Below are 19,543 nucleotides of genomic sequence, written 5' to 3' on the forward strand. Positions count from 1 at the left end.
ACATGGGTTTTCTCGCCGGTAAGCGCGTACTGATCGTCGGTGTCGCCAGCAAGCTGTCCATCGCATCCGGCATCGCTGCCGCCATGCATCGCGAGGGCGCTGAGCTTGCCTTCACTTATCAGAACGACAAACTGAAAGGTCGTGTTGAAGAGTTCGCTCAGGGCTGGGGTTCGAGCCCTGAGCTGTGCTTCCCGTGCGACGTGGCCAGCGATGAAGAAATCGCCAAGGTCTTCGAAGCACTGAGCAAGAAGTGGGACGGCCTGGACTGCATCGTCCACTCCGTTGGTTTCGCCCCGGGCGACCAACTGGACGGCGACTTCACCGAAGCCACCACCCGTGACGGTTTCCGCATCGCTCACGACATCAGCGCCTACAGCTTCGTGGCCCTGGCCAAAGCCGGCCGCGAAATGATGAAAGGCCGCAACGGCAGCCTGCTGACCCTGTCGTACCTGGGCGCCGAGCGCACCATGCCGAACTACAACGTGATGGGCATGGCCAAGGCTTCGCTGGAAGCTGGCGTGCGTTACCTGGCCGGCTCCCTGGGCCCGGACGGCACCCGCGTCAACTGCGTATCGGCTGGTCCGATCCGTACCCTGGCAGCGTCGGGCATCAAGAACTTCCGTAAAATGCTGGCCGCCAACGAAGCGCAAACCCCGCTGCGTCGCAACGTCACCATCGACGAAGTCGGCAACGCCGGCGCCTTCCTGTGCTCCGACCTGGCGTCGGGCATCAGCGGTGAAATCATGTACGTCGACGGCGGTTTCAACACCACCGCCATGGGCAACATCGAAGAGTGATCTTCGCTTAGCCCATAAAAAAACCCGCCGATCTGGCGGGTTTTTTTATGCCCAAAATTCCCGCAACACCACAAATCCCCCGTAGGAGTGAGCGTGCTCGCGATAGCGGTGGGTCAGCCGATGAAGATGTTGAATGTGCGGACGCCATCGCTGGCAAGCCAGCTCCCACAGGGATCTGCAGTGAATCGGGACTTTGTGAACACCCGAGAGACCTGTGGGAGCTGCGGTGCGACGATTCGACTTGCCAGCGATGGGGCCCGAATCAACAACGCTTCAAGGCCTGCTTGTGCACATACATCGCACTATCGGCATCCGCCAACAGCCGATCCACGGTCTCATGGCGTTTGGCGTCATATTCAATCTGCCCAACACTGAAGCGAATCGCATAACCCCGGTGCAACGTCGCATTACGCTCTTCAAGGATCTCCTTGAGCCGCGCCATGATCGCGTTGGTTTCGATGTGGCTAGACCCCGTCAGCAGCGCGACAAACTCATCCCCGCCCAAGCGCCCGACCACGTCACTCTCACGAAAGGCAATGCGCAGCACATCGGCAAAGGTCTTCAGCGCACTGTCACCCTCGGCATGCCCATACAGATCATTGATCTGCTTGAAATCATTCAGGTCAAAAAACAGCAACGTCGCCGGCCGCTCCAGCCGGGCGCACGCGTCCAGCGCATGCTGCGCCAGTTGCTTGAAGCCGCGACGATTGGACAGCAACGTCAGCTCGTCCATGCTCGCCATCTGCACGGCGGTCAGCTCTTGTTCGGCCATTTCCGCCAGATCGCGCAATAACGCGCGCTCTTCATCATCGAGCTCGCGGGGCCTGGTGTCGATCAGGCACAGCGTGCCCATTTTGTTGCCGTTGGGCACGGTCAGCGGGTAGCCGGCGTAGAAGCGAATGTTCGGCGCGCCAGTCACCAGCGGATTGTCATGGAAGCGCACATCCTCGCGGGCGTCCGGCACCAACAGCAGGCCGTCGTTAAGAATCGCATGACCGCAGAACGAGACATCCCTTGGCGTTTCAGTGGCATCCAGGCCCACGCAGGACTTGAACCACTGCCGATTGGTGTCGACCAGCGTCACCAGTGCAATTGGCACATTGAACAGGCGTTTCGCCAGCCGAGTCAGTCGGTCGAAACGCTCCTCAGGGGCGGAATCGAGCAGCTCGAGACCGTGCAGCGCTTGAATTCGCGCCGCTTCATTGGCGGGTTTTCCTGGAACCAGCATCAGCACACTCCATTGGCAACAATGCTTTCAAGCGTAGCGCTAATTTGGCAATGGCTCACATTTGCGCCACCGGACACGGCCCGCCGGCATCGGCCCACAGCTTGAACTGTGCGACAAAAATATCGTGCGGCACTGGCACCGGCGCGCGCCCTACCCCGGGATTCCAGCCCCACAGCACCAGTTTGTCTTCGCTGACGTGTTTGAGCAGCGCGGCAAAGTCGCGATCGCCGTTGCTCGAGCGGTCCTTGATCATCGCGCAGAGCTTGTCTGGCGGAAGGCCGATCCAGGCCATTTTGTGCGACGCTGGCGGCAGGCTCCAGTGCGGCGCACCCGGTGGTGCATGCGGGCCATAACTGGCCGGCGGATTGTTTTCCGCATGGCAGGTTGCACAGGGCAAACCGGCGGCACCCTTGCCGTCCATGCCGCGCATCACATTCATGGCGTGGGGAATGCCGGCGTCAAACTGCAATGGCGAATCACCGGGAATGTGACAGTTCTGGCAGCGCGGACTCTGGAAGACTTTCTGCACCATGCCGAACGCCTTCAGCGCTTCCTGATCATCGGCAAACAGGTCCGAGGCATAGCCACCCAGACCCAGCAAAACCACCGTGCCCAACAACAGATGTCGTTTCATCTCACACCCCCGACAGTTGCAACGGCAACTCGCGCAGACGTTGCCCGGTCAGGGCGAACACCGCGTTGGCCACCGCCGGCGCGGTCGGCGGCACACCGGCCTCGCCGATGCCGCCGGGTTTGTCGCTGCTCGGAACGATGTGCACTTCGACCACCGGCATCTCGTTGAGCCGCAGCACCTGATAATCGTGATAGTTGGACTGCACCACCGCGCCGTCCTTGAGCGTCAGTTTGCTGTGCAGCGCCATGCCCAGACCGAAGGTGATGCACGACTCCATCTGCGCAGCGATGCTCTGCGGATTCACCGCAATCCCGCAGTCAACCGCACAAACCACGCGATGCACACGAATCGCCAGATTGTCCTGCGACACTTCGGCGACCTGCGCCACGTAACTGCCAAATGACTCGTGCACCGCCACGCCCAGCGCATGGCCATCCGGCAATGGTGCTTTCCAGTTAGCCTTTTCCACCGCCAGATTGAGCACGCCCAAATGCCGAGGATGATCCTTGAGCAAGGTTCGTCGGTACTCCACCGGATCCTTGCCCGCCGCCGTGGCCATTTCATCGATCAGCGATTCCATGACAAAACCGGTATGGCTATGGCCCACCGAGCGCAGCCACAACACATTGATGCCGGTTTGCGGCGAATGCAGATCGACCTGGTGATTGGCCAGGCCTTTGACATACGGGCTGTCGGCCACGCCTTCGACCGAGGTCGGGTCGATGCCGTTCTTGACCATCGTCGCTTCCATCAACGTGCCAGTCATGATCGACTGCCCGACCAGCATGTGCTGCCAACTCGACGGCAAACCATCCGCGCCCAAACCGATTTTCGCCTGATGCAGAAACATCGAACGGTAATAACCGCCGCGAATGTCATCCTCACGCGACCATACGGTTTTCACCGGCATCGCGGCGGCTTTGGCCACTTGCACCGCCTCGGCGACAAAGTCTGACGTCGGGTTGGCGCGGCGCCCGAAACCGCCACCGAGGAATTCGGTGTGGATCTCGACCTGCTCCGGCTTCAACCCGGTGATCTTGCCGGCAACCATTTGATCGAGCGTCTGAAACTGCGTACCGGTCCAGATTTCGCATTTCTCGGCGCTGATTTTCACCGTGCAGTTGAGCGGCTCCATCGGCGCATGAGCCAGATACGGCACGCTGTATTCGACGTCGATCTTCTTCGCCGCTTTGCCGAAACTGCCCTTGGCATCGCCGGCCTGACTCGCTGAGGTGCCTTGCGTGGCGGCCAGTTTGCGGAAGCTTTCCAGCAGTTTCTCGCTGCTCAGGTCTGCATTCGGCCCCAGATCCCAATCGACCTTAAGCGCATCCCGCCCCAGTTTCGCCGCCCAGTAATGCTCGGCAATCACCGCCACGCCCGTCGGCACTTGCACCACCTTGTGTACGCCGGGCACTGCCAGTGCCTCAGCGCCTTCGAAGGATTTAACGCTGGCACCGAATACCGGTGGGCGCGCGACCATTGCGGTCATCAAACCCTCAAACTGCACGTCCATGCCGAACTTGGCGCGACCGGTAATTTTCTCCGGGGTGTCGAGGCGTTTGGTCGGTTTGCCGATGACTTTCCAGTCTTTGGCCTCCTTGAAGATGATCGACTTCGGATCCGGCACCGGCAATTGCCCGGCGGCATCTGCCAACTCGCCGTACGTCGCACGTTTGTCGCCGGCGATCACCACGCCCGACTCGGTGCGAATCGCCGAAGGGGCTACCTCAAAACGCTTCGCCGCCGCTTCCACCAGCATTTGCCGCGCGGTCGCGCCTGCCAGGCGATAGCGGTCAAACTCCATCCACGTCGACGTCGAGCCGCCGGTAATCTGCATGCCGCCAAACCCCGGCATGCCGTAATCCGCCGCTGACGCCGGCGAGTGCTCGACGCGGATCTTCGACCAGTCCGCGTCCAGTTCTTCGGCAATCAACATGGTCAGGCCGGTCCAGATGCCTTGGCCCATTTCCGAATGCCCGAGCAGCACCGTCACACTGTTGTCCGCCGCAATCCGCAAAAACGCATTCGGCGCAAAGACCTTGCCTTCATTCTCGGCCGCATAGGCAAACTTGTGGCCGCCGGGGACGACAAATGCCACCACCAGCCCGCCGCCCAACACGGCGCTGCCCTTGAGAAAACCCCGACGCGATACAGGACTGTTCATCACCGATCTCCCACAGATTGAATCAGCCGATTTCCGATGCGCGCTTCACCGCTGCGCGGATCCGGGGATAGGTGCCGCAACGGCAAATATTGCCGGAGAGCGCCTGATCGATATCGCTGTCGGTGGGTTTCGGGATCTTCGCCAGCAGTGCCGCCGCAGACATGATCTGCCCCGACTGGCAGTAACCGCACTGCACCACATCGAGTTCGGCCCAGGCTTGTTGCACCGGGTGCGAGCCGTCGGTGGACAAGCCTTCGATGGTGAGGATTTTCTGGCCGTGGGCTACGGCGGTTGCGGGCGTGATGCAGGCGCGCAATGGCGCGCCGTCAACGTGCACGGTGCAGGCCCCGCACTGGGCCATGCCACAGCCGAATTTGGTACCGGTCAGGTGCGCGACATCGCGCAGAACCCAGAGCAACGGCATGTCCGCAGGGACATCGAGCTCCTGATCCTTGCCATTGATATTCAAGGTCAGCATCGGGGAAATTCCTCAGACTCACGGTGTTCTGAAGGGGCGCCGCTGTGGCCATCAATGCCTACGCGCGCCTCGGCTTATCCCTTTCAGCAAAGCCTAATTTGCGCTTCAAGCCAGACGTTGCGACCACCGGTCATGCAGATGTCGACTTTAATCCTACAGTTGATAACGGCTCTCACCGAGCCTGCACATTAGAAAACTCGTCATGAGCGAAACCGGTCCGCGATTACCCCGCGGGTTATCCATCAGATTGGTCTGGAGTAGCGAACATGGGATTTGTCACCAGCAAAGACGGCGTCGAGATTTTCTACAAGGACTGGGGCCCGAAAGACGCGCCGGTGATCCACTTCCACCACGGCTGGCCGCTCAGTTCCGACGATTGGGATGCGCAGATGCTGTTTTTTCTCGGCAAAGGCTTCCGCGTGGTTGCCCATGATCGCCGTGGGCACGGGCGTTCGAGTCAGGTCTGGGATGGCCACGATATGGATCATTACGCCGACGATACGCTGGCCGTGGTCAATCATTTGGGTCTGAAGAACGTCGTGCATGTCGGGCATTCGACCGGTGGTGGTGAGGTGATTCATTACATCGCCCGGCATGGCCAGGACAATGTGGCCAAAGGCGTGCTGATCAGTGCGGTGCCACCGTTGATGGTGCAGACCGAGAGCAATCCGGGTGGGCTGCCGAAATCGGTTTTCGACGAGTTTCAGGCGAATTTGGCGGCGAATCGCGCGCAGTTTTATCGGGACATTCCGAGCGGGCCGTTTTATGGATACAACCGGCCGGGCGCCACGCCATCGGAGGGGATTATTGCCAACTGGTGGCGCCAAGGGATGATTGGTGGGGCGAAGGCGCATTACGACGGGATCGTGGCGTTTTCGCAGACGGATTTTACTGAGGATTTGAAGAAGGTCACCGTGCCGGTGCTGGTGATGCATGGTGAGGATGATCAGATTGTGCCGTATGCGAACTCGGGGCCGTTGTCGGCGAAATTGCTGCCCAATGGCACGCTGAAATCGTATCCGGGATTCCCGCACGGGATGCCGACGACGGAGGCGGAGACGATTAACGCGGATCTGCTGGCCTTTATTCGCGGCTGAAAATGTAACGGCGCCTGACACTTGCCTCTGTGGCAGCCAGCCTGCTGGCTCCCCTATTAGCTATTTGTCACACCAAAAATCCTCAACCCACCTCAATTCCTGTGGGAGCTGGCTTGCCAGCGAAGGGGGCGGCACATTCAACATCCTTGTTGCCTGACCCACCGCTATCGCTGGCAAGCCAGCTCCCACAATGATGTGTGTCAATGCCTGATTTTTTGACCCACGCCAATCTATTGTGGGAGCCAGCCTGCTGGCGATTACGGTGGCTCATTCAATGAAGATATTGGCTGTGCAGACCTAATTCCTAGCAGGCTATCTCCCACAAAAGTCGGCTGTGGCCTGCAATTACTCCTCCGTGCGTCCCATGCTTTCACGATCACGTTCATAGTGGTGAGCCAGGGGCAACGCCGGCAGCCACGACTCGCGGCGAATAGTCCAGAGTTCGTAAGTAGGTTTGAACTGATTAGGCTCATCGAGCGATCCGACGTTGACCTCCACTTCATCTGCCGAACGCGTGTACACCGGTGAGCCGCAGCGCGGGCAGAAAAAGCGCCCGTTGTAGTCGCGCATTTCGCCAGTGACCTTCAACGCATCCTCGGGGAATATGGCCGAGGTGCCGAACAGCGCGCCGTGGCGCTTGCGGCAATCGAGGCAGTGGCAGATGCCCACCCGGTAAGGCTGCCCTGTCACTTCGAAACGGACATCGCCGCATAGGCATCCGCCGGTCAATCGGTCCATGTCACACCTCCTATGCTCGACCTCAAATTACAGATCGTCCAAATCGGGAAAGGTAATCCTGCCCAGCGTCCAAGGCTCAACAATCTGGCAATGCACACTGCGCAGAAATGAGCCCCACTCGCTTCGGTTATGCGCATCCGGGCCAGTGACGGTCAGCAACAAATATTCATCCCGAAACGCGTCATAGGCATAGATCAGCCAAAAGTCATTATCAGCATCTTCAACCAATACAGTGCGGTAATACTGACGATTGATTTTTGCCCATCGAGCTTGCAGTGACGAAGTACTGGCAAGGTGAATATGGTGCATATCGGACAGATCGAGTCGTTCGTCCCGCCCGAAAATTCCGGGTAACTCACCGCACACCTTGTAGTTATAAAAATGTGCAGCAAAGTTTTGCCAGTTAGTGATTTGTTCAAAAAGCGCAGAAATCTTGATGGCTGGCATTCAGGCCTACTTTGTAATAGGTAGCCTGCCAGTGATCACAAATTTATCGAACACTTTCTGCCCATCACGCGCGGCTTGCCGAACATCAAGGAAAGTCAGCTCATCACGGACTTCCTTTTTGTTGGGTTTGTCGGTCTTTCTGGTGGTGGCCATCGGAGCCTCCGAAGGATGTGTATTCATGCTGACCAGCTTAAGTGATTAAGTTTTGACCGGCAAACGATAGGATCTTGTTTCAAGGCAGACAAGTCGGCGGATTCTTGCAGATCTGTAGGTCATTACACCCAAAATTGTAGTCCGTAAAACTCCTGAATTTAGATCTCATTGCTCGGCAATGCCCCTTAGTAAACGTCATCCGGTAATCGCGTTTAAAGCACACAATCCGTTACGCCATCCTCCCTACAACACCTTGCGCCGTTACCTACGCGTACGCCAGAATCCGCCGGCTTACACGGCTATGGGCCGGGCTATATCGTTTGCCTGTCACTGCAAAACAGTGATCGGGTTTGGTAGCCCGCTTTAAATTGTCGTTGTTGCGACACCGTCGATGCTGTCTCCTTTTTTTGAGGTATGGCTTTGTATGGTGGGCATGCGTGGGGCTCATCCGTGAGCGCCGGGTTACCCAATTTGACCGGTCTACCAACCCGCGCATGGCCGCCACCCGCCGTTTGGTAGCGAGGGTGATGGCTCCCATTTTTTCAAATTGGAGCTTTATCTATGTTCAAGATCACGCCAAATCCGCCACCCACCGATCCAATCCCTCACGACCCAGCGCTCAACCCGCAAAAGCTCAAAGAGGCAACCGACCGCGCCCTCGACTACTACCTCAAACCCGAAGACCTCGCGGCCCCGCCAAACTCGCCCAAGTTTCGCCCCGTCTATATTGTCGACCCCACGCTGGATGACGAAACCCTATTGGTCGAAGCCTGTGAGTCGCTGTCATACGCCCACTCCATGGCCGGCAACATCGCCAACTCGATAGGCGGCCCGGAGCGCAAACCGCTGCTGGCGCTGCAACAGGTGATCATGCTGAACGAGCTGTTGGTCAATCGACTGCTGGACAAGCTGCGCGTACCACAGTAGTCACCCAAAGGAATGAGTGCAGGGTTACCCCTTCACTCATTCCGTCGATTGATGAACAGAACTCATCAAGCCATCCCGATTTACCCGTCTAGTCCCCGCCGGTCACCTCGCTTACTGTTCTCCCCACGTACAACGGGAGCCCTTCACGATGGCCACTGACACACGCAGCAGCGCTGCCCTCCCCGCACTCATGACGCTCTGCCTCAGCGTTGGAGCGATGTTCAGCCTTACCACCCAAGCAGCCGAGGCACCGAAATCCATGACTACTGCGCAAAGCACCGCACAAGCCCTGTCGAGCAAACAACAGACGATTCCACTGATTGCCGCGTTCATGGCGACCAGCGACATGCCCAACCTCAACTCGGCGCTCAACCAGGCACTCGACGCCGGCCTGACCATCAGCGAAACCCGGGAAATTCTCGTGCAGCTCTACGCTTACGTGGGTTTCCCGCGCAGCCTCAATGCCTTGAACGAGCTGATGACGGTGGTGCAGGCACGCAAACAACGCGGCATCGAAGATGCGCCGGGACGCGAGCCGAACCGGGCGATTCCGGTCGGGGATGAGTTGCTGGTCGCGGGCACGGCGAATCAAACCAGGATCTCCGGCGCCCCGGTCAAAGGCCCGGTGTTCGAGTTCGCCCCGGTGATCAACCGGTTCCTGCAAACCCATCTGTTCGGCGACATTTTCGAGCGCGACAACCTCGACTGGCAAAGCCGTGAACTGGCGACTGTCGGGGCGCTGGCAGCGACGCCGGGCGTGGAACCGCAATTGCGCGCGCATATGGCGGCGAGCCTGCGCGTCGGGCTCAGCGCGGCACAGTTGGCCGAGGTCACTGAGCTGCTGAAAAAGCACGGTGATGCGCAAACCGCCGAACGTGCAAATGCAGCGCTCAAAGAGGCTTTGACGGCTTCAAAAAAATGACCGGAAAATGGACTTGATATCGATTTCTCAAAAACATCGGCGTTCGGAGTTGTGTTGGGTACGCTGATCTACAAGCCCTCGCTTGCGATCAGCGTCCATACTGTGGTTTTTCAGAAGTCGGGACACCGCCATGCCCTCCCCCGAATCCAGCCTTTTGCAGAGCTGGCACGACAACGCTGATGCCTGGATCGACGTGATCCGCAGCGGTGCCATCGAAAGCCGTCAGCAGGTGACCGATCAAGCGATTTTGTTGGCGATCATGGGCCGGCAGCCGCAGCGTGTGCTCGACCTCGGCTGCGGTGAAGGCTGGTTGTTGCGGGCGCTGGCGGATCGCGGGATTGATGCCGTCGGCGTGGATGGCGATGCGCGGCTGGTCGAGGCCGCGCGGCTGGCGGGGGCGGCGCGGGTGCATCTCGCCAGTTATGAAGCCCTGGTCGAGGCGAAGGTCGACATCGGCAGCGACTACGACCTGATCTGCGCCAACTTCTCTTTGCTGCATCAGGACATCATCCCGCTGCTTGCGGCGATCAATACGCTGCTTGTTCCCCGCGGGGTTTTAGTCATTCAGACGCTGCATCCATGGGCCGTCGCGGCAGGCGATTATCAGGATGGCTGGCGCGAAGAATCGTTCGCCGGGTTCAAGGGCCAGTGGCAGCCGATGCCGTGGTATTTCCGTACGTTGTCGAGTTGGCTTAATGCACTCGATATGGCTGGCTATCAATTGGCTGGCTTGCAAGAACCACAACACCCGCAAAGTCCGCTGCCGCAGTCGTTGCTGATAGTGGCTGAGCGCCGCTGAAATTTCAGAAACACCACCCCTCATTGTGGGAGCTGGCTTGCCAGCGATGAGGCCGTAACTTTCAACATCAATGTTGCCAGACCCGCCGCCATCGCTGGCAAGCCCGCTCCCACAGTGATTTCAGTTGTTCCCGGAATTTGTGGGCACCACAGAAACCTGTGGGCTCTATGCGGTTTGCGGGATCATCTGCGGACCACGGATGCGGTACTGCGCCAGCAGGCGCATGACGTAGCCGATCTTGATCAGGGTCGGGCCAAGGATGGTCAGGGCATGCATCGCCACCAGCAGCGCAATCGGCATGTGGCCGTTGTAGAGATACGCGCCGTAGATGCCGGCCAGCAGCATGAGCAGACCGGCGACGAGGATTTTGCTCGACAGGTGCAGAACGTTCAGCGGGCTTTCGAAGAAAGTGAGCATGGTGGCGTACTCCTGAGCGGTTCGTTTAGGTAAGTTGAGTACATCAAGTCTCGTGCCAGATTTTCAATTCAATAGAATCAGTTAGTTGCACGATAGCGAGTCAATTTGACACAAACCTGAAATAGTCAATTCGACCTGAAACCTTGTCATTACGACTACAGCAAGGCACGCAAGGAAAAGCCGGTCTGCGGCTCGGTGTCTCCATCGTCAGGATTTCCAATGCTCGGCAATTGTCGATCTACGGCACCGGCAATCGACCAAGGACTGACTACGCTGTTAATCCTGCGTGTCTAACCTGCCGAGGACGACTGCCATGCAACGCTTTCAAAAACTCACCCCGTGCCTGTGGTTCGATGATCAGGCCGAAGCCGCCGCGAAGTTCTATTGCGCGATCTTCGATCATTCGAAAATCACCGGCCTGACCCACTACAGCAAGGTCGGCCAGGAATTTCACGGCAAGCCGGAAGGTGCGGTGATGACCGTCAGTTTCGAGCTCGATGGCCAGACTTTTACCGGGCTCAACGGTGGGCCGATGTTCAAATTCAGCGAGGCGATTTCGTTTCAGGTCAATTGTCAGAATCAAGAAGAAGTCGACCATTTCTGGGGCAATCTGTCCGAGGGCGGCCCTGTCGAAGCCCAGCAATGCGGCTGGCTCAAGGACAAGTTTGGGGTGTCATGGCAGATCGTCCCGGTGGCGTTCATGCACATGATGCTGGATGCCGACACCAGCAAATCGCAGCGCGCGATGCAGGCCATGTTCACGATGAAAAAACTCGACATTGCCGAACTCGAACGGGCCTTTGCCGGCCAGAGCTAATACACTGGCGCACTGGCCTGCCGGGAATGACAACGATGAAACACGCTGCCGCCAAAAACCCTGAAAAAGCCCCGCGCTTCTGGCGCGACGCGGCGCTGCCATTCATTGAAGCACGGGCCATCGCCGATGGCCGCGAGGTCTGCTATGCCCGGCATTCCCATGCGCACTTTTCCATTGGCGCAATCACCGCCGGGCGCAGCACGTATGTGCATGAACAGGCGCAGTTCGAAGTGGCCACGGGGACGGTGGTGCTGATGAATCCCGGCGATGTTCACGCCTGCAATCCGATCGATGATCAGCCGTGGTCTTATGTGATGCTGTATGTCGAGACGCCTTGGCTGAGGGATTTGCAGCATCAGTTGGGGTTCAGTGCCGAGCTCGAGTTTCGGCGGTTTTCGGACACGCACTTGCAGGATGCCGATTTGTTTCGCGGCCTGATGGCGCTTTACGACGTGCTGGTCGACGAACAACAGGATGTGCTGAGTAAACAAAGCGCGGCAGTGGAATTCTTCAGCGACCTGCAACTGCGCCTCAACCCTGCCGGGCCGTCGTTGCGCGAACCGAATTTCAAACTTGAACGCGCGGCCGGTTTCATCCGCGCGCACTGCACCGAGGTGCTCAACCTCGACGACATCTGCGCGGCGGCACAGCTGTCACCGTCGTATCTGATCCGCGCTTTCAAACAGCATTACGGCATGACGCCCCACGCGTTTTTAGTTAACCAGCGTATCCAGTTTGCCCGCGAGCGTTTGCGCGGCGGGCAGTTGATTGCCGATGTAGCGCTTGAGGCCGGGTTTGCCGATCAGGCGCATTTTCAGCGAGCGTTCAAGCAACATCTGGCGGCAACACCCGGCCAGTATCGCGGCTGACACCTCATCTGAAACTCAACACTGTCCCCTGTGGGAGCGAGCTTGCTCGCGAATGCGTTGGTTCAGTCAGTTCATTCGTCGACTGATACACCGCCTTCGCGAGCAAGCTCGCTCCCACTGGGTCAGATGACACAACTCTGGCCATGACTTTCAGATATTGACATATCGGTAAATTCCGATATCTTCGCGGCATGGAACTACTCGAAATCTTCAAAGCCCTCTCGAACCGCACACGCCTGGAAATCCTCAAAGGCTTGAAGGATCCCGAGAAACACTTTCCTCCGCAGGATGAGGGTGACGTGCACACCGTGGGCGTTTGCGTCAGCAGTATTCAGGAAGGCGTCGGGCTGTCGCAGTCGACGGTGTCTGACTATCTGGCGACGCTGCAACGCGCGGGCCTGGTCGAAGTCAGGCGCATCGGCCAGTGGACTTATTACAAACGCAACGAAGTAGCGATTAGTGCGCTGGCCGAGATCATCGGCAGCGAGCTGTAATTTTTTACCCCATGATATCGATATTTCCCGATATCCCTTTTTACCGAAACGAGGCAATGCAATGAAAGCGATGATCCTTACATCATTTGGCGGCGCGCAATCGTTCGAACTGTGTGACGTGCCCAAGCCAGTGCCACAAGCGGGCGAAGTGCTGGTACGGGTGCACGCCACCTCCATCAATCCGCTGGATTACCAGGTGCGCCGTGGCGACTATGCCGATCTGGTGCCCCTCCCCGCCATTACCGGGCACGACGTCTCCGGCGTTGTCGAAGCCGTCGGCCCGGGGGTGACCGCCTTCGTACCGGGCGACGAAGTCTGGTACACCCCGCAAATATTCGACGGTCCGGGGAGTTATGCCGAGTACCACGTTGCGGCGCAAAGCATTGTCGGCAAGAAGCCGCCCGCGTTGAGTCATCTCGAAGCGGCCAGCCTGAGCCTGGTCGGCGGGACCGCGTGGGAAGCATTGGTCGTGCGAGCCGCGCTCAGAGTCGGCGAAAGCATTCTGATCCACGGCGGTGCAGGCGGCGTCGGCCATGTTGCGATCCAGTTGGCCAAAGCCATTGGCGCGAAGGTCTTCACCACGGTGCGTGAAGGCAATTTCGAGTTCGCCCAGCGCATGGGCGCCGATGTGCTGATCGACTATGAGAAGGAAGATTACGTCGAAGCGATCCTGCGCGAAACCGACGGGAGCGGCGTCGATGTGGTGTTCGACACCATCGGCGGCGACACCCTGTCGCGCAGTCCCGACGCGCTCGCACAGCTTGGCCGCGTGGTGTCGATTGTCGACCTTGCCCGGCCACAAAACCTGATTCAGGCCTGGGGCAAGAACGCCAGCTATCACTTCGTGTTCACCCGACAGAACCGCGGCAAGCTCGATGAGCTGAGCGCATTGATCGCAAACGGTCAGTTGCGCCCACACGTTGGCGCGGTCTATTCGCTGGCCGACATCGGCCTCGCCCATGCCCGGCTGGAGACGCCCAACAACGGCGTTCAAGGCAAAATCGCGATTGCTGTCGTACCGTCGCCAGAACTCGCCAATCGCTGAACTCAGCGCAAGGAGATCACCATGATTTATGAGATCGCTTTACTGCCCGTGCACACAGGGAAAACCGAAGCCTTCCGGCAGGCATTTGCCGAGGTCGAGCCACTGCTCATGCGCGCACAGGGTTACGGCGGCCACATGCTCGCGCAAGGGATCGAAACGCCTGAGGTGTTCAATTTGATTGTGCGCTGGCAATCACTTGAGGATCACACGCCGGGGTTTGAAGCGAGTGAAGACCATCGGCTGTTCATGCTGGGTCTGGAGGAATATTTTTCCGAAGAGCCAAAGGTGTATCACATTGAGGGCGGCGCCTTTCAGCAGCCGTTCGACTAATCTGCGGCAGCGACGCCCGATCAATGTGGGAGCGAGCTTGCTCGCGAATGCTGTGGAACAGTCAGCACATCCATTGACTGATACACCGCTTTCGCGAGCAAGCTCGCTCCCACAGGGTCAAGTGAACAGCAGGTAGATTGCACTCAATGCCAATAGTCCCGCCATGCTCCGATTGAACCAGCGCATCCCCGCCGCATTGCTCAGATACCCACGCAAAAACGTCCCGGCATACACCCAGCAGCCGACCGACAGATAACAGATCACCAGATACACCGCCGCAAACTGCCAGACCAACCGCGCTTCACCATCAGCGACAAACGCGCCCATCCCTGCGACGCAGGCCAGCCAGGCTTTCGGGTTGAGCCATTGCATCACCGCGCCATACAGCATCGACGGCGCCCGCCCGGAATCCTTGGCATTCAACTGCCCGTCATCCATGGCCAGTTTCCACGCCATGAACAGCAGAAACACGACACCGGCCAGTTGCACCACTCGGGTCATGAACGGCCAGAGGTTGAGAACCTCATGCAGGCCCAACCCCATTAGCACCAGCAACAACACAAACCCTAACGTGGCCCCGGCGACATGCCGCTGACTGGCGCGAAAACCGAACTGCGCCCCGGCACTCAACGCCACAATGTTCACCGGTCCCGGCGTGATGGACGCCGCCAGCGCAAACGCCGCCATGGAAACAATCAGACTCATCGCACACCTGCTTCAAATCGAGGAACAAGGTGCTCACGGTAGCGAGCGCCCGGTCCCCGGTATTGAAGAAAATGCCCCTGTGATCCTGATCGTTCCCACGCTCTGCGTGGGAATGTAGCCCGGGACGCTCCGCGTCCCCTGCAGAGCCGAACGCAGAGCGTCCGTTGAGGCATTCCCACGCGGAGCGTGGGAACGATCACACCCCATTTGCGAGCAGGCTCGCTCCCACATGAGAATCTACGCTCAGTCCAGGCGCGGCACGGTGAAGCGGAACTCGCTGCCCTGCCCCGGCTCACTCTCGGCGAAAATCCGTCCGCCGTGGGCTTCGACGATGCCTTGGGTGATGTACAAACCCAGGCCCGTACCGGTCGGATTGCCCTCTTTCACCGTCCAGTAACGGTCGAACACATGCGGCAAATGTTCCTTGGGAATGCCTTCGCCACTGTCGCGCACGGTGAAGACGATGTCATCGCCAACAGACGTGGCCTGCACGCCGACCGTGCCCAGTCGCGGGGTGAATTTGATCGCGTTGCCGACCAGGTTCGACAGCACCTGAAACAGCCGCTCCGGGTCGGCATGAATGCGCAGATCAGCATCAGCGGCGAAGGAAATGCTGATGTCCTTGTCCAGTGCCAGCGGCGCAAGCAGTGCCTGCGCTTCTTCGAACATCTGCCCGACGTCGAGTTTTTGCGGGGTGATGGAGTAGCGCCCGGCGTCGATTTTCGAGGTGTCGAGCAAGTCTTCCAGCAGCGTGTTCATGCGTCCGGCGGCCTGTTGCATGGTGTCGATGGCCGTGGAGATCCGGCGCGAAGTGTGCGGGCCGTCGGAGCTGAAAGCCTTCTGCATCATGCCGCAGAGCATTGAAATCACGGTCATCGGGTTACGCAGATCGTGCGACACCACCGCCACCAATTCATCGCGGGCGCGCACCGCCTCCTGCTCGCGGCGTACTTGCCGGGCCAGATCGTTTTCCAGCGCTGAACGGCGCAGGTCGTTGGCGGCGAACAGGTCGCCGTGGCTCCACTTGGTGGAGATCCCGGCCATCTCGACTTTCCAGATCTCGAACGAGGTACGCGGGCGCAAGCGCAGGCCGGCGTCGGAGTTTTCCAGGTCCAGCGGCTTGCGCGGATCGCCGCTCCAATTGATGTTTTCCTTGACCTCGGGACGGAACCACAACACGCCGTTGTCGACCGGTTTCGGCAGGCTCAGCGCGAGTACGCCGCTGGCGACCTGCTGATAGTGCGCGGCCGGCGGATAGACGCTGGCCAGATGATGACTGGCGAATACCGGTTCGCCGCGCTCCTGCAGCCACTTGTGCAAAGCGCGGATTTCTTCCGGTTCCGGGCAGTTGCCGTAACGGTGCAGTTGCTTGTCTTCGATGATTGCGATGCCGCCGGCATTGGTCAGCGCCATCAGCGTTTGCGGCTGATTGGCCAGTCCATCGAAGACATTTTGCGGCGAGTCGATCATCGCTTGATTGAGCAACGCCAACGCCTCGACTTTTTCCTCACGCTGACGACTGATTTCCAGCGCTTCCATCGCACTGATCTGCAGCGACAGCACTTGGCCGATGGTCTGGCACGCCGCGCGCAATTCATGCGGCACATGCAACGGCTGGCGATTGCCGCAACTGATCAAGCCCCAGAGTTTGTCGCCCTTGAGCAGGGAAATGCTCATCGAGGACAGCACACCCATGTTCTTCATGTACTGGCAGTGGATCGGCGACACGCTGCGCAGCGTGGCAAAACTCAGGTCCAGCGGCGTGTCAGTGTCCGGGCGCAGCTTCGGCAGCAGCGGCACCGGTTGATAATCGGCATTGGGGATGATCCGCAGCCAGTTGGTGCGATACAGCTCGCGTGCCTGTTCGGGAATGTCCGAGGCCGGGAAAAACAGGCCATTGAACACTTCCATCGACGGGTCAGAGGCTTCGGCGATGACCTGACCGTGGCCTTCCTCTTCGAAACGATAGATCAGCACCCGGTCATAACCGGTCATCGCCTGGATTTCCTTGACGCTGATGTCGTACAGCGCCTGCAATGTCGTAGCCGCTTGCAGACGCTGGAGCATGCGCCCCAGATGGGTCTGGTTGCCGGCGACGTTGCGCGGCTGGAAGTTTTCGACGTGGATTTCCAGCTCCAGAATCAGCACGCCCTGATGGCGATGCAGCAAGCCCTCGAACGCGGTGCCATTGAGCCGCAAGCGCAGCAGCTCCAGGTCAGACAGCGACGGTTGCAGCAAGGCTTCGCGCACTTGCGCCGCTTCGGCATCACCAATCAGGCTTTCCAACGGCTGACCGATCAGGCTTTGCGGCGCCCGCGCCAACAAGGTTTCAACGTTGGCGCTGACCTGAATGATCGCCAATGCAGGCTCGCTGAGGGTCAGCAGCAAACCGTGGGGCTGGATCGCACCGGGGAAGCGAATAGGCTCATCGGCACAATTGGCCAGCAGTTCTTCAAAGTCTTGTTTGTCCTGCGCAGTCATGCCAGTACCTCCCGGCTTTCGAGCCAGCGCTCGAAACAGCTGAATGTGGTTTGTGCTGCCGTGACGACAGCGGCGCGCTCGTCGGCGCTGATCGGGCGATTGCCCAGATATTCGATGAAGTCGCGCCAGCGCCGGCCCGTGGCGGCGCCGTAGATATCGAGAAAGGCTGCGCCGTTGTCGGCTTCCAGGCCCAACCGAGCGGAGATTTCCCTGCGCAGGATCTGCCCGCCGAGTGTTGCGCCCTCGAGGACGTAGAGCACGCCAAGGCAGGCAGCGCTTGAGTCGATCACCGGCAACTGCGCACACTGCGGCAGACCTTGCAGCGCTTCGGCAGACACGCCCAGCGCGTGCAGATCAGTGCGCAAGGTTGGCGCTTTGAGTCGAGGCGGCAGATCAAAATCGGCAGGAATTGCATCACTGCGGACCAAGGCACTTTCCAACGGCAGATAGAAGCCATAGTAGGCCTGCATCAGCCGTACAAAGGCCTGCGTATCGAGGGCATCGGAGAAAAAAGGAAGGCGTTTTTCCAGTGCGATGTGCAACTCGGCAGTGCCGGCTCGCAGATCTTGCAGCACCAGTGGCACATAAACTTCACGGGCCTTTGCTTGCATGTAGATCGCTCTTGGTGGGGCCGCCTGGGGCCAAACGGGGTGAGTGCAACGTCGGCGAAATTTTACACGGCTATCGCCGTTTCTGACCGGATGGATAGTTTTTTCTGACGAAACCATCACCCTCTGATTGATACAGAGTAAAGGCATCTGCAAAAAGTTCGACCGCGTTGACCAACAGCGCCGGGCGCTGTACCGCGACAGCGCTGCGTGACTGTATGGGTCTGGGCGCGTGGGGGCTGTGATAAAAATATCGTTCTCGTTACTGGAGTGCCGTCATGGATCTCGCCACCCTCACCCTGTTTCTTCCGGCCTGTTTCGCCCTGAACATGGCCCCCGGGCCGAACAATCTGCTGTCGGTCAGCAACGCCACGCGCTATGGCTTTCGCCGCGCCTGCACGGCGGGCATCGGGCGGATTCTGGCGTTCGCCGGGATGATTGCGCTGGCTGGCGCGGGTCTGTCGGTGGTGCTGCAGACCTCGGAATGGCTGTTCCATGCGATCAAGATCGTTGGCGCGGCGTACCTGTTGTACCTGGCCTGGCAGTTGTGGCGGGCCAATCCCGAGGCCGAACAGCGGGTAACGGGCGCGACCGTTGGTTTCTTTGCATTGGCGCGGCAGGAGTTTCTGGTGGCGGCGGGCAACCCGAAGGCCATACTGCTATTCACCGCGTTTCTGCCGCAGTTCGTCGACCCGGCGCGGCCGGTGCCGGCGCAGTTCGCGGTGCTGGGCGTGCTGTTTCTGCTGCTGGAGTGGATCGCCATCAGCGCCTACGCGTGGATGGGCCTGCACATGCGCCGCTGGTTCGCCGAGCCGCGCGGCAAGCGGATATTCAATCGTTGCTGCGCCGGCTTGCTGTCGGCGGCGGCGTCGGTGCTGTTGCTGGCGAAACGCGCTTAAACCTCGGACGGACCTTTGAGTTCGACCTGATTGCCGTCCGGGTCGAAGCAATACAGCGACAGGCCTTTGCCCTCGGCGCCGAAGCGTGATTCGGCTTTTGCCACGTTCAGGCCGAACGTTTGCAGATGTGCAATCAGCGCCGCTTCATCGAACGGTTCGATGCGCAGGCAGAAGTGATCGACGTTACGCCGCTCGGTACCGGCCGCCCCGCCGCCCTTGCGACCGAGTTCGCCTTGCAGGTCGACGAGGTCGATCATCGAAGTGCCGGCGCGCAGGTGGATCAGGCCCAACGGTTCGTTGCGCTTGACCACTTCGGCGCCGAACACCTGGCCGTAGAAGTCGATGCTGCGTTGCAGATCGGCGACGCGCAGGACGATGTGATCGATATGTTGGATCGTGAAGGGATGCATGTTGGGTTCCTCACATTCAGCGACCCGGACATTGTGGTGCAGAATCGAAAAAATTCACTGTCGATTTTTCGGTGGAGCCATCGA

Annotated in this window: 23 protein-coding genes; 11 read left to right on the forward strand and 12 right to left on the reverse strand. The window is 59.3% G+C overall.

The window, feature by feature from the left end:
* Positions 1-2: 2 nt before the first annotated feature.
* A complete protein-coding gene (gene fabI, locus WA225_RS23010; RefSeq protein WP_007910591.1) occupies positions 3-797 on the forward strand; it encodes an enoyl-ACP reductase FabI in 795 nt (264 codons plus the stop codon).
* 262 nt (positions 798-1,059) lie between these two features.
* Here the strand turns inward: fabI and WA225_RS23015 are convergent, their stop codons facing one another.
* The 4 genes from WA225_RS23015 to WA225_RS23030 are packed head-to-tail and all read right to left on the reverse strand — an operon-like array spanning position 1,060 to position 5,301.
* Positions 1,060-2,025, reverse strand: coding sequence for a diguanylate cyclase domain-containing protein (locus WA225_RS23015; RefSeq protein ID WP_422609758.1), 966 nt, complete (start codon positions 2,023-2,025; stop codon positions 1,060-1,062).
* 55 nt (positions 2,026-2,080) lie between these two features.
* Positions 2,081-2,659: a hypothetical protein gene (locus WA225_RS23020; RefSeq protein ID WP_422609759.1), complete on the reverse strand. Its 579-nt coding sequence runs from the start codon at positions 2,657-2,659 to the stop codon at positions 2,081-2,083.
* 1 nt (position 2,660) lies between these two features.
* Positions 2,661-4,823, reverse strand: coding sequence for a molybdopterin cofactor-binding domain-containing protein (locus tag WA225_RS23025; RefSeq protein WP_422609760.1), 2,163 nt, complete (start codon positions 4,821-4,823; stop codon positions 2,661-2,663).
* A 22-nt stretch (positions 4,824-4,845) separates the two neighbouring features.
* On the reverse strand, positions 4,846-5,301 hold the full coding sequence (locus WA225_RS23030; protein ID WP_003224136.1) for a (2Fe-2S)-binding protein: 456 nt from the start codon (positions 5,299-5,301) through the stop codon (positions 4,846-4,848).
* A gap of 266 nt (positions 5,302-5,567) precedes the next feature.
* Between WA225_RS23030 and WA225_RS23035 the strand changes: the two genes are divergently transcribed.
* Positions 5,568-6,398, forward strand: coding sequence for an alpha/beta fold hydrolase (locus tag WA225_RS23035; protein ID WP_422609761.1), 831 nt, complete (start codon positions 5,568-5,570; stop codon positions 6,396-6,398).
* Positions 6,399-6,743: 345 nt separating this feature from the next.
* On the opposite strand, the gene WA225_RS23040 is transcribed toward WA225_RS23035, so the two are convergent.
* The 3 genes from WA225_RS23040 to WA225_RS23050 are packed head-to-tail and all read right to left on the reverse strand — an operon-like array spanning position 6,744 to position 7,736.
* Complete coding sequence (locus tag WA225_RS23040) at positions 6,744-7,136, reverse strand: GFA family protein (protein WP_422609762.1); 393 nt, start codon at positions 7,134-7,136, stop codon at positions 6,744-6,746.
* A gap of 27 nt (positions 7,137-7,163) precedes the next feature.
* A complete protein-coding gene (locus WA225_RS23045; protein WP_422609763.1) occupies positions 7,164-7,583 on the reverse strand; it encodes a type II toxin-antitoxin system YafO family toxin in 420 nt (139 codons plus the stop codon).
* Positions 7,584-7,589: 6 nt separating this feature from the next.
* Positions 7,590-7,736 (reverse strand): hypothetical protein, encoded by a 147-nt coding sequence (locus tag WA225_RS23050; RefSeq protein WP_163004822.1) that lies wholly within the window; start codon positions 7,734-7,736, stop codon positions 7,590-7,592.
* Between the two features lie 561 nt (positions 7,737-8,297).
* Between WA225_RS23050 and WA225_RS23055 the strand changes: the two genes are divergently transcribed.
* From WA225_RS23055 to WA225_RS23065, 3 genes are all read left to right on the forward strand, one after another.
* Complete coding sequence (locus tag WA225_RS23055) at positions 8,298-8,663, forward strand: DUF6124 family protein (protein ID WP_422609764.1); 366 nt, start codon at positions 8,298-8,300, stop codon at positions 8,661-8,663.
* Positions 8,664-8,811: 148 nt separating this feature from the next.
* Positions 8,812-9,585, forward strand: a complete 774-nt coding sequence (locus WA225_RS23060) for a carboxymuconolactone decarboxylase family protein (protein ID WP_422609765.1) — start codon at positions 8,812-8,814, stop codon at positions 9,583-9,585.
* A 130-nt stretch (positions 9,586-9,715) separates the two neighbouring features.
* Positions 9,716-10,384, forward strand: a complete 669-nt coding sequence (locus tag WA225_RS23065) for a class I SAM-dependent methyltransferase (RefSeq protein ID WP_422609766.1) — start codon at positions 9,716-9,718, stop codon at positions 10,382-10,384.
* A 165-nt stretch (positions 10,385-10,549) separates the two neighbouring features.
* On the opposite strand, the gene WA225_RS23070 is transcribed toward WA225_RS23065, so the two are convergent.
* Positions 10,550-10,801 (reverse strand): transmembrane sensor/regulator PpyR, encoded by a 252-nt coding sequence (locus tag WA225_RS23070; protein ID WP_283436137.1) that lies wholly within the window; start codon positions 10,799-10,801, stop codon positions 10,550-10,552.
* Between the two features lie 313 nt (positions 10,802-11,114).
* Here WA225_RS23070 and WA225_RS23075 point away from each other — a divergent pair, with 313 nt between their 5' ends.
* From WA225_RS23075 to WA225_RS23095, 5 genes are all read left to right on the forward strand, one after another.
* Positions 11,115-11,618 (forward strand): VOC family protein, encoded by a 504-nt coding sequence (locus tag WA225_RS23075; RefSeq protein WP_422609767.1) that lies wholly within the window; start codon positions 11,115-11,117, stop codon positions 11,616-11,618.
* Between the two features lie 35 nt (positions 11,619-11,653).
* Entirely contained in the window at positions 11,654-12,487 is an 834-nt protein-coding gene (locus WA225_RS23080; RefSeq protein ID WP_422609768.1) for an AraC family transcriptional regulator, read from the forward strand.
* A 191-nt stretch (positions 12,488-12,678) separates the two neighbouring features.
* Entirely contained in the window at positions 12,679-12,981 is a 303-nt protein-coding gene (locus tag WA225_RS23085) for an ArsR/SmtB family transcription factor (RefSeq protein ID WP_422609769.1), read from the forward strand.
* Positions 12,982-13,042: 61 nt separating this feature from the next.
* Positions 13,043-14,026, forward strand: a complete 984-nt coding sequence (locus WA225_RS23090; protein ID WP_422609770.1) for a zinc-dependent alcohol dehydrogenase family protein — start codon at positions 13,043-13,045, stop codon at positions 14,024-14,026.
* A gap of 21 nt (positions 14,027-14,047) precedes the next feature.
* A complete protein-coding gene (locus WA225_RS23095) occupies positions 14,048-14,356 on the forward strand; it encodes an antibiotic biosynthesis monooxygenase family protein (RefSeq protein ID WP_422609771.1) in 309 nt (102 codons plus the stop codon).
* A 117-nt stretch (positions 14,357-14,473) separates the two neighbouring features.
* Here WA225_RS23095 and WA225_RS23100 read toward each other — a convergent pair whose 3' ends face one another.
* From WA225_RS23100 to WA225_RS23110, 3 genes are all read right to left on the reverse strand, one after another.
* The gene (locus WA225_RS23100) at positions 14,474-15,061 is read right to left on the reverse strand and encodes a LysE family translocator (protein WP_422609772.1); all 588 of its coding nucleotides are present in this window, start codon (positions 15,059-15,061) and stop codon (positions 14,474-14,476) included.
* Between the two features lie 243 nt (positions 15,062-15,304).
* Positions 15,305-17,542 (reverse strand): ATP-binding protein, encoded by a 2,238-nt coding sequence (locus WA225_RS23105; RefSeq protein WP_422609773.1) that lies wholly within the window; start codon positions 17,540-17,542, stop codon positions 15,305-15,307.
* A complete protein-coding gene (locus WA225_RS23110; RefSeq protein ID WP_422609774.1) occupies positions 17,539-18,153 on the reverse strand; it encodes a biliverdin-producing heme oxygenase in 615 nt (204 codons plus the stop codon). Before WA225_RS23110 ends, WA225_RS23105 begins: the two co-directional genes overlap by 4 nt.
* Positions 18,154-18,428: 275 nt before the next feature.
* Between WA225_RS23110 and WA225_RS23115 the strand changes: the two genes are divergently transcribed.
* Complete coding sequence (locus WA225_RS23115; RefSeq protein WP_422609775.1) at positions 18,429-19,049, forward strand: LysE family translocator; 621 nt, start codon at positions 18,429-18,431, stop codon at positions 19,047-19,049.
* Here WA225_RS23115 and WA225_RS23120 read toward each other — a convergent pair.
* Positions 19,046-19,459, reverse strand: a complete 414-nt coding sequence (locus tag WA225_RS23120) for a VOC family protein (RefSeq protein ID WP_422609776.1) — start codon at positions 19,457-19,459, stop codon at positions 19,046-19,048. The genes WA225_RS23115 and WA225_RS23120 overlap by 4 nt on opposite strands.
* Positions 19,460-19,543 lie beyond the last annotated feature (84 nt).

This window comes from Pseudomonas sp. (assembly GCF_049300855.1).
Classification (GTDB): domain Bacteria; phylum Pseudomonadota; class Gammaproteobacteria; order Pseudomonadales; family Pseudomonadaceae; genus Aquipseudomonas.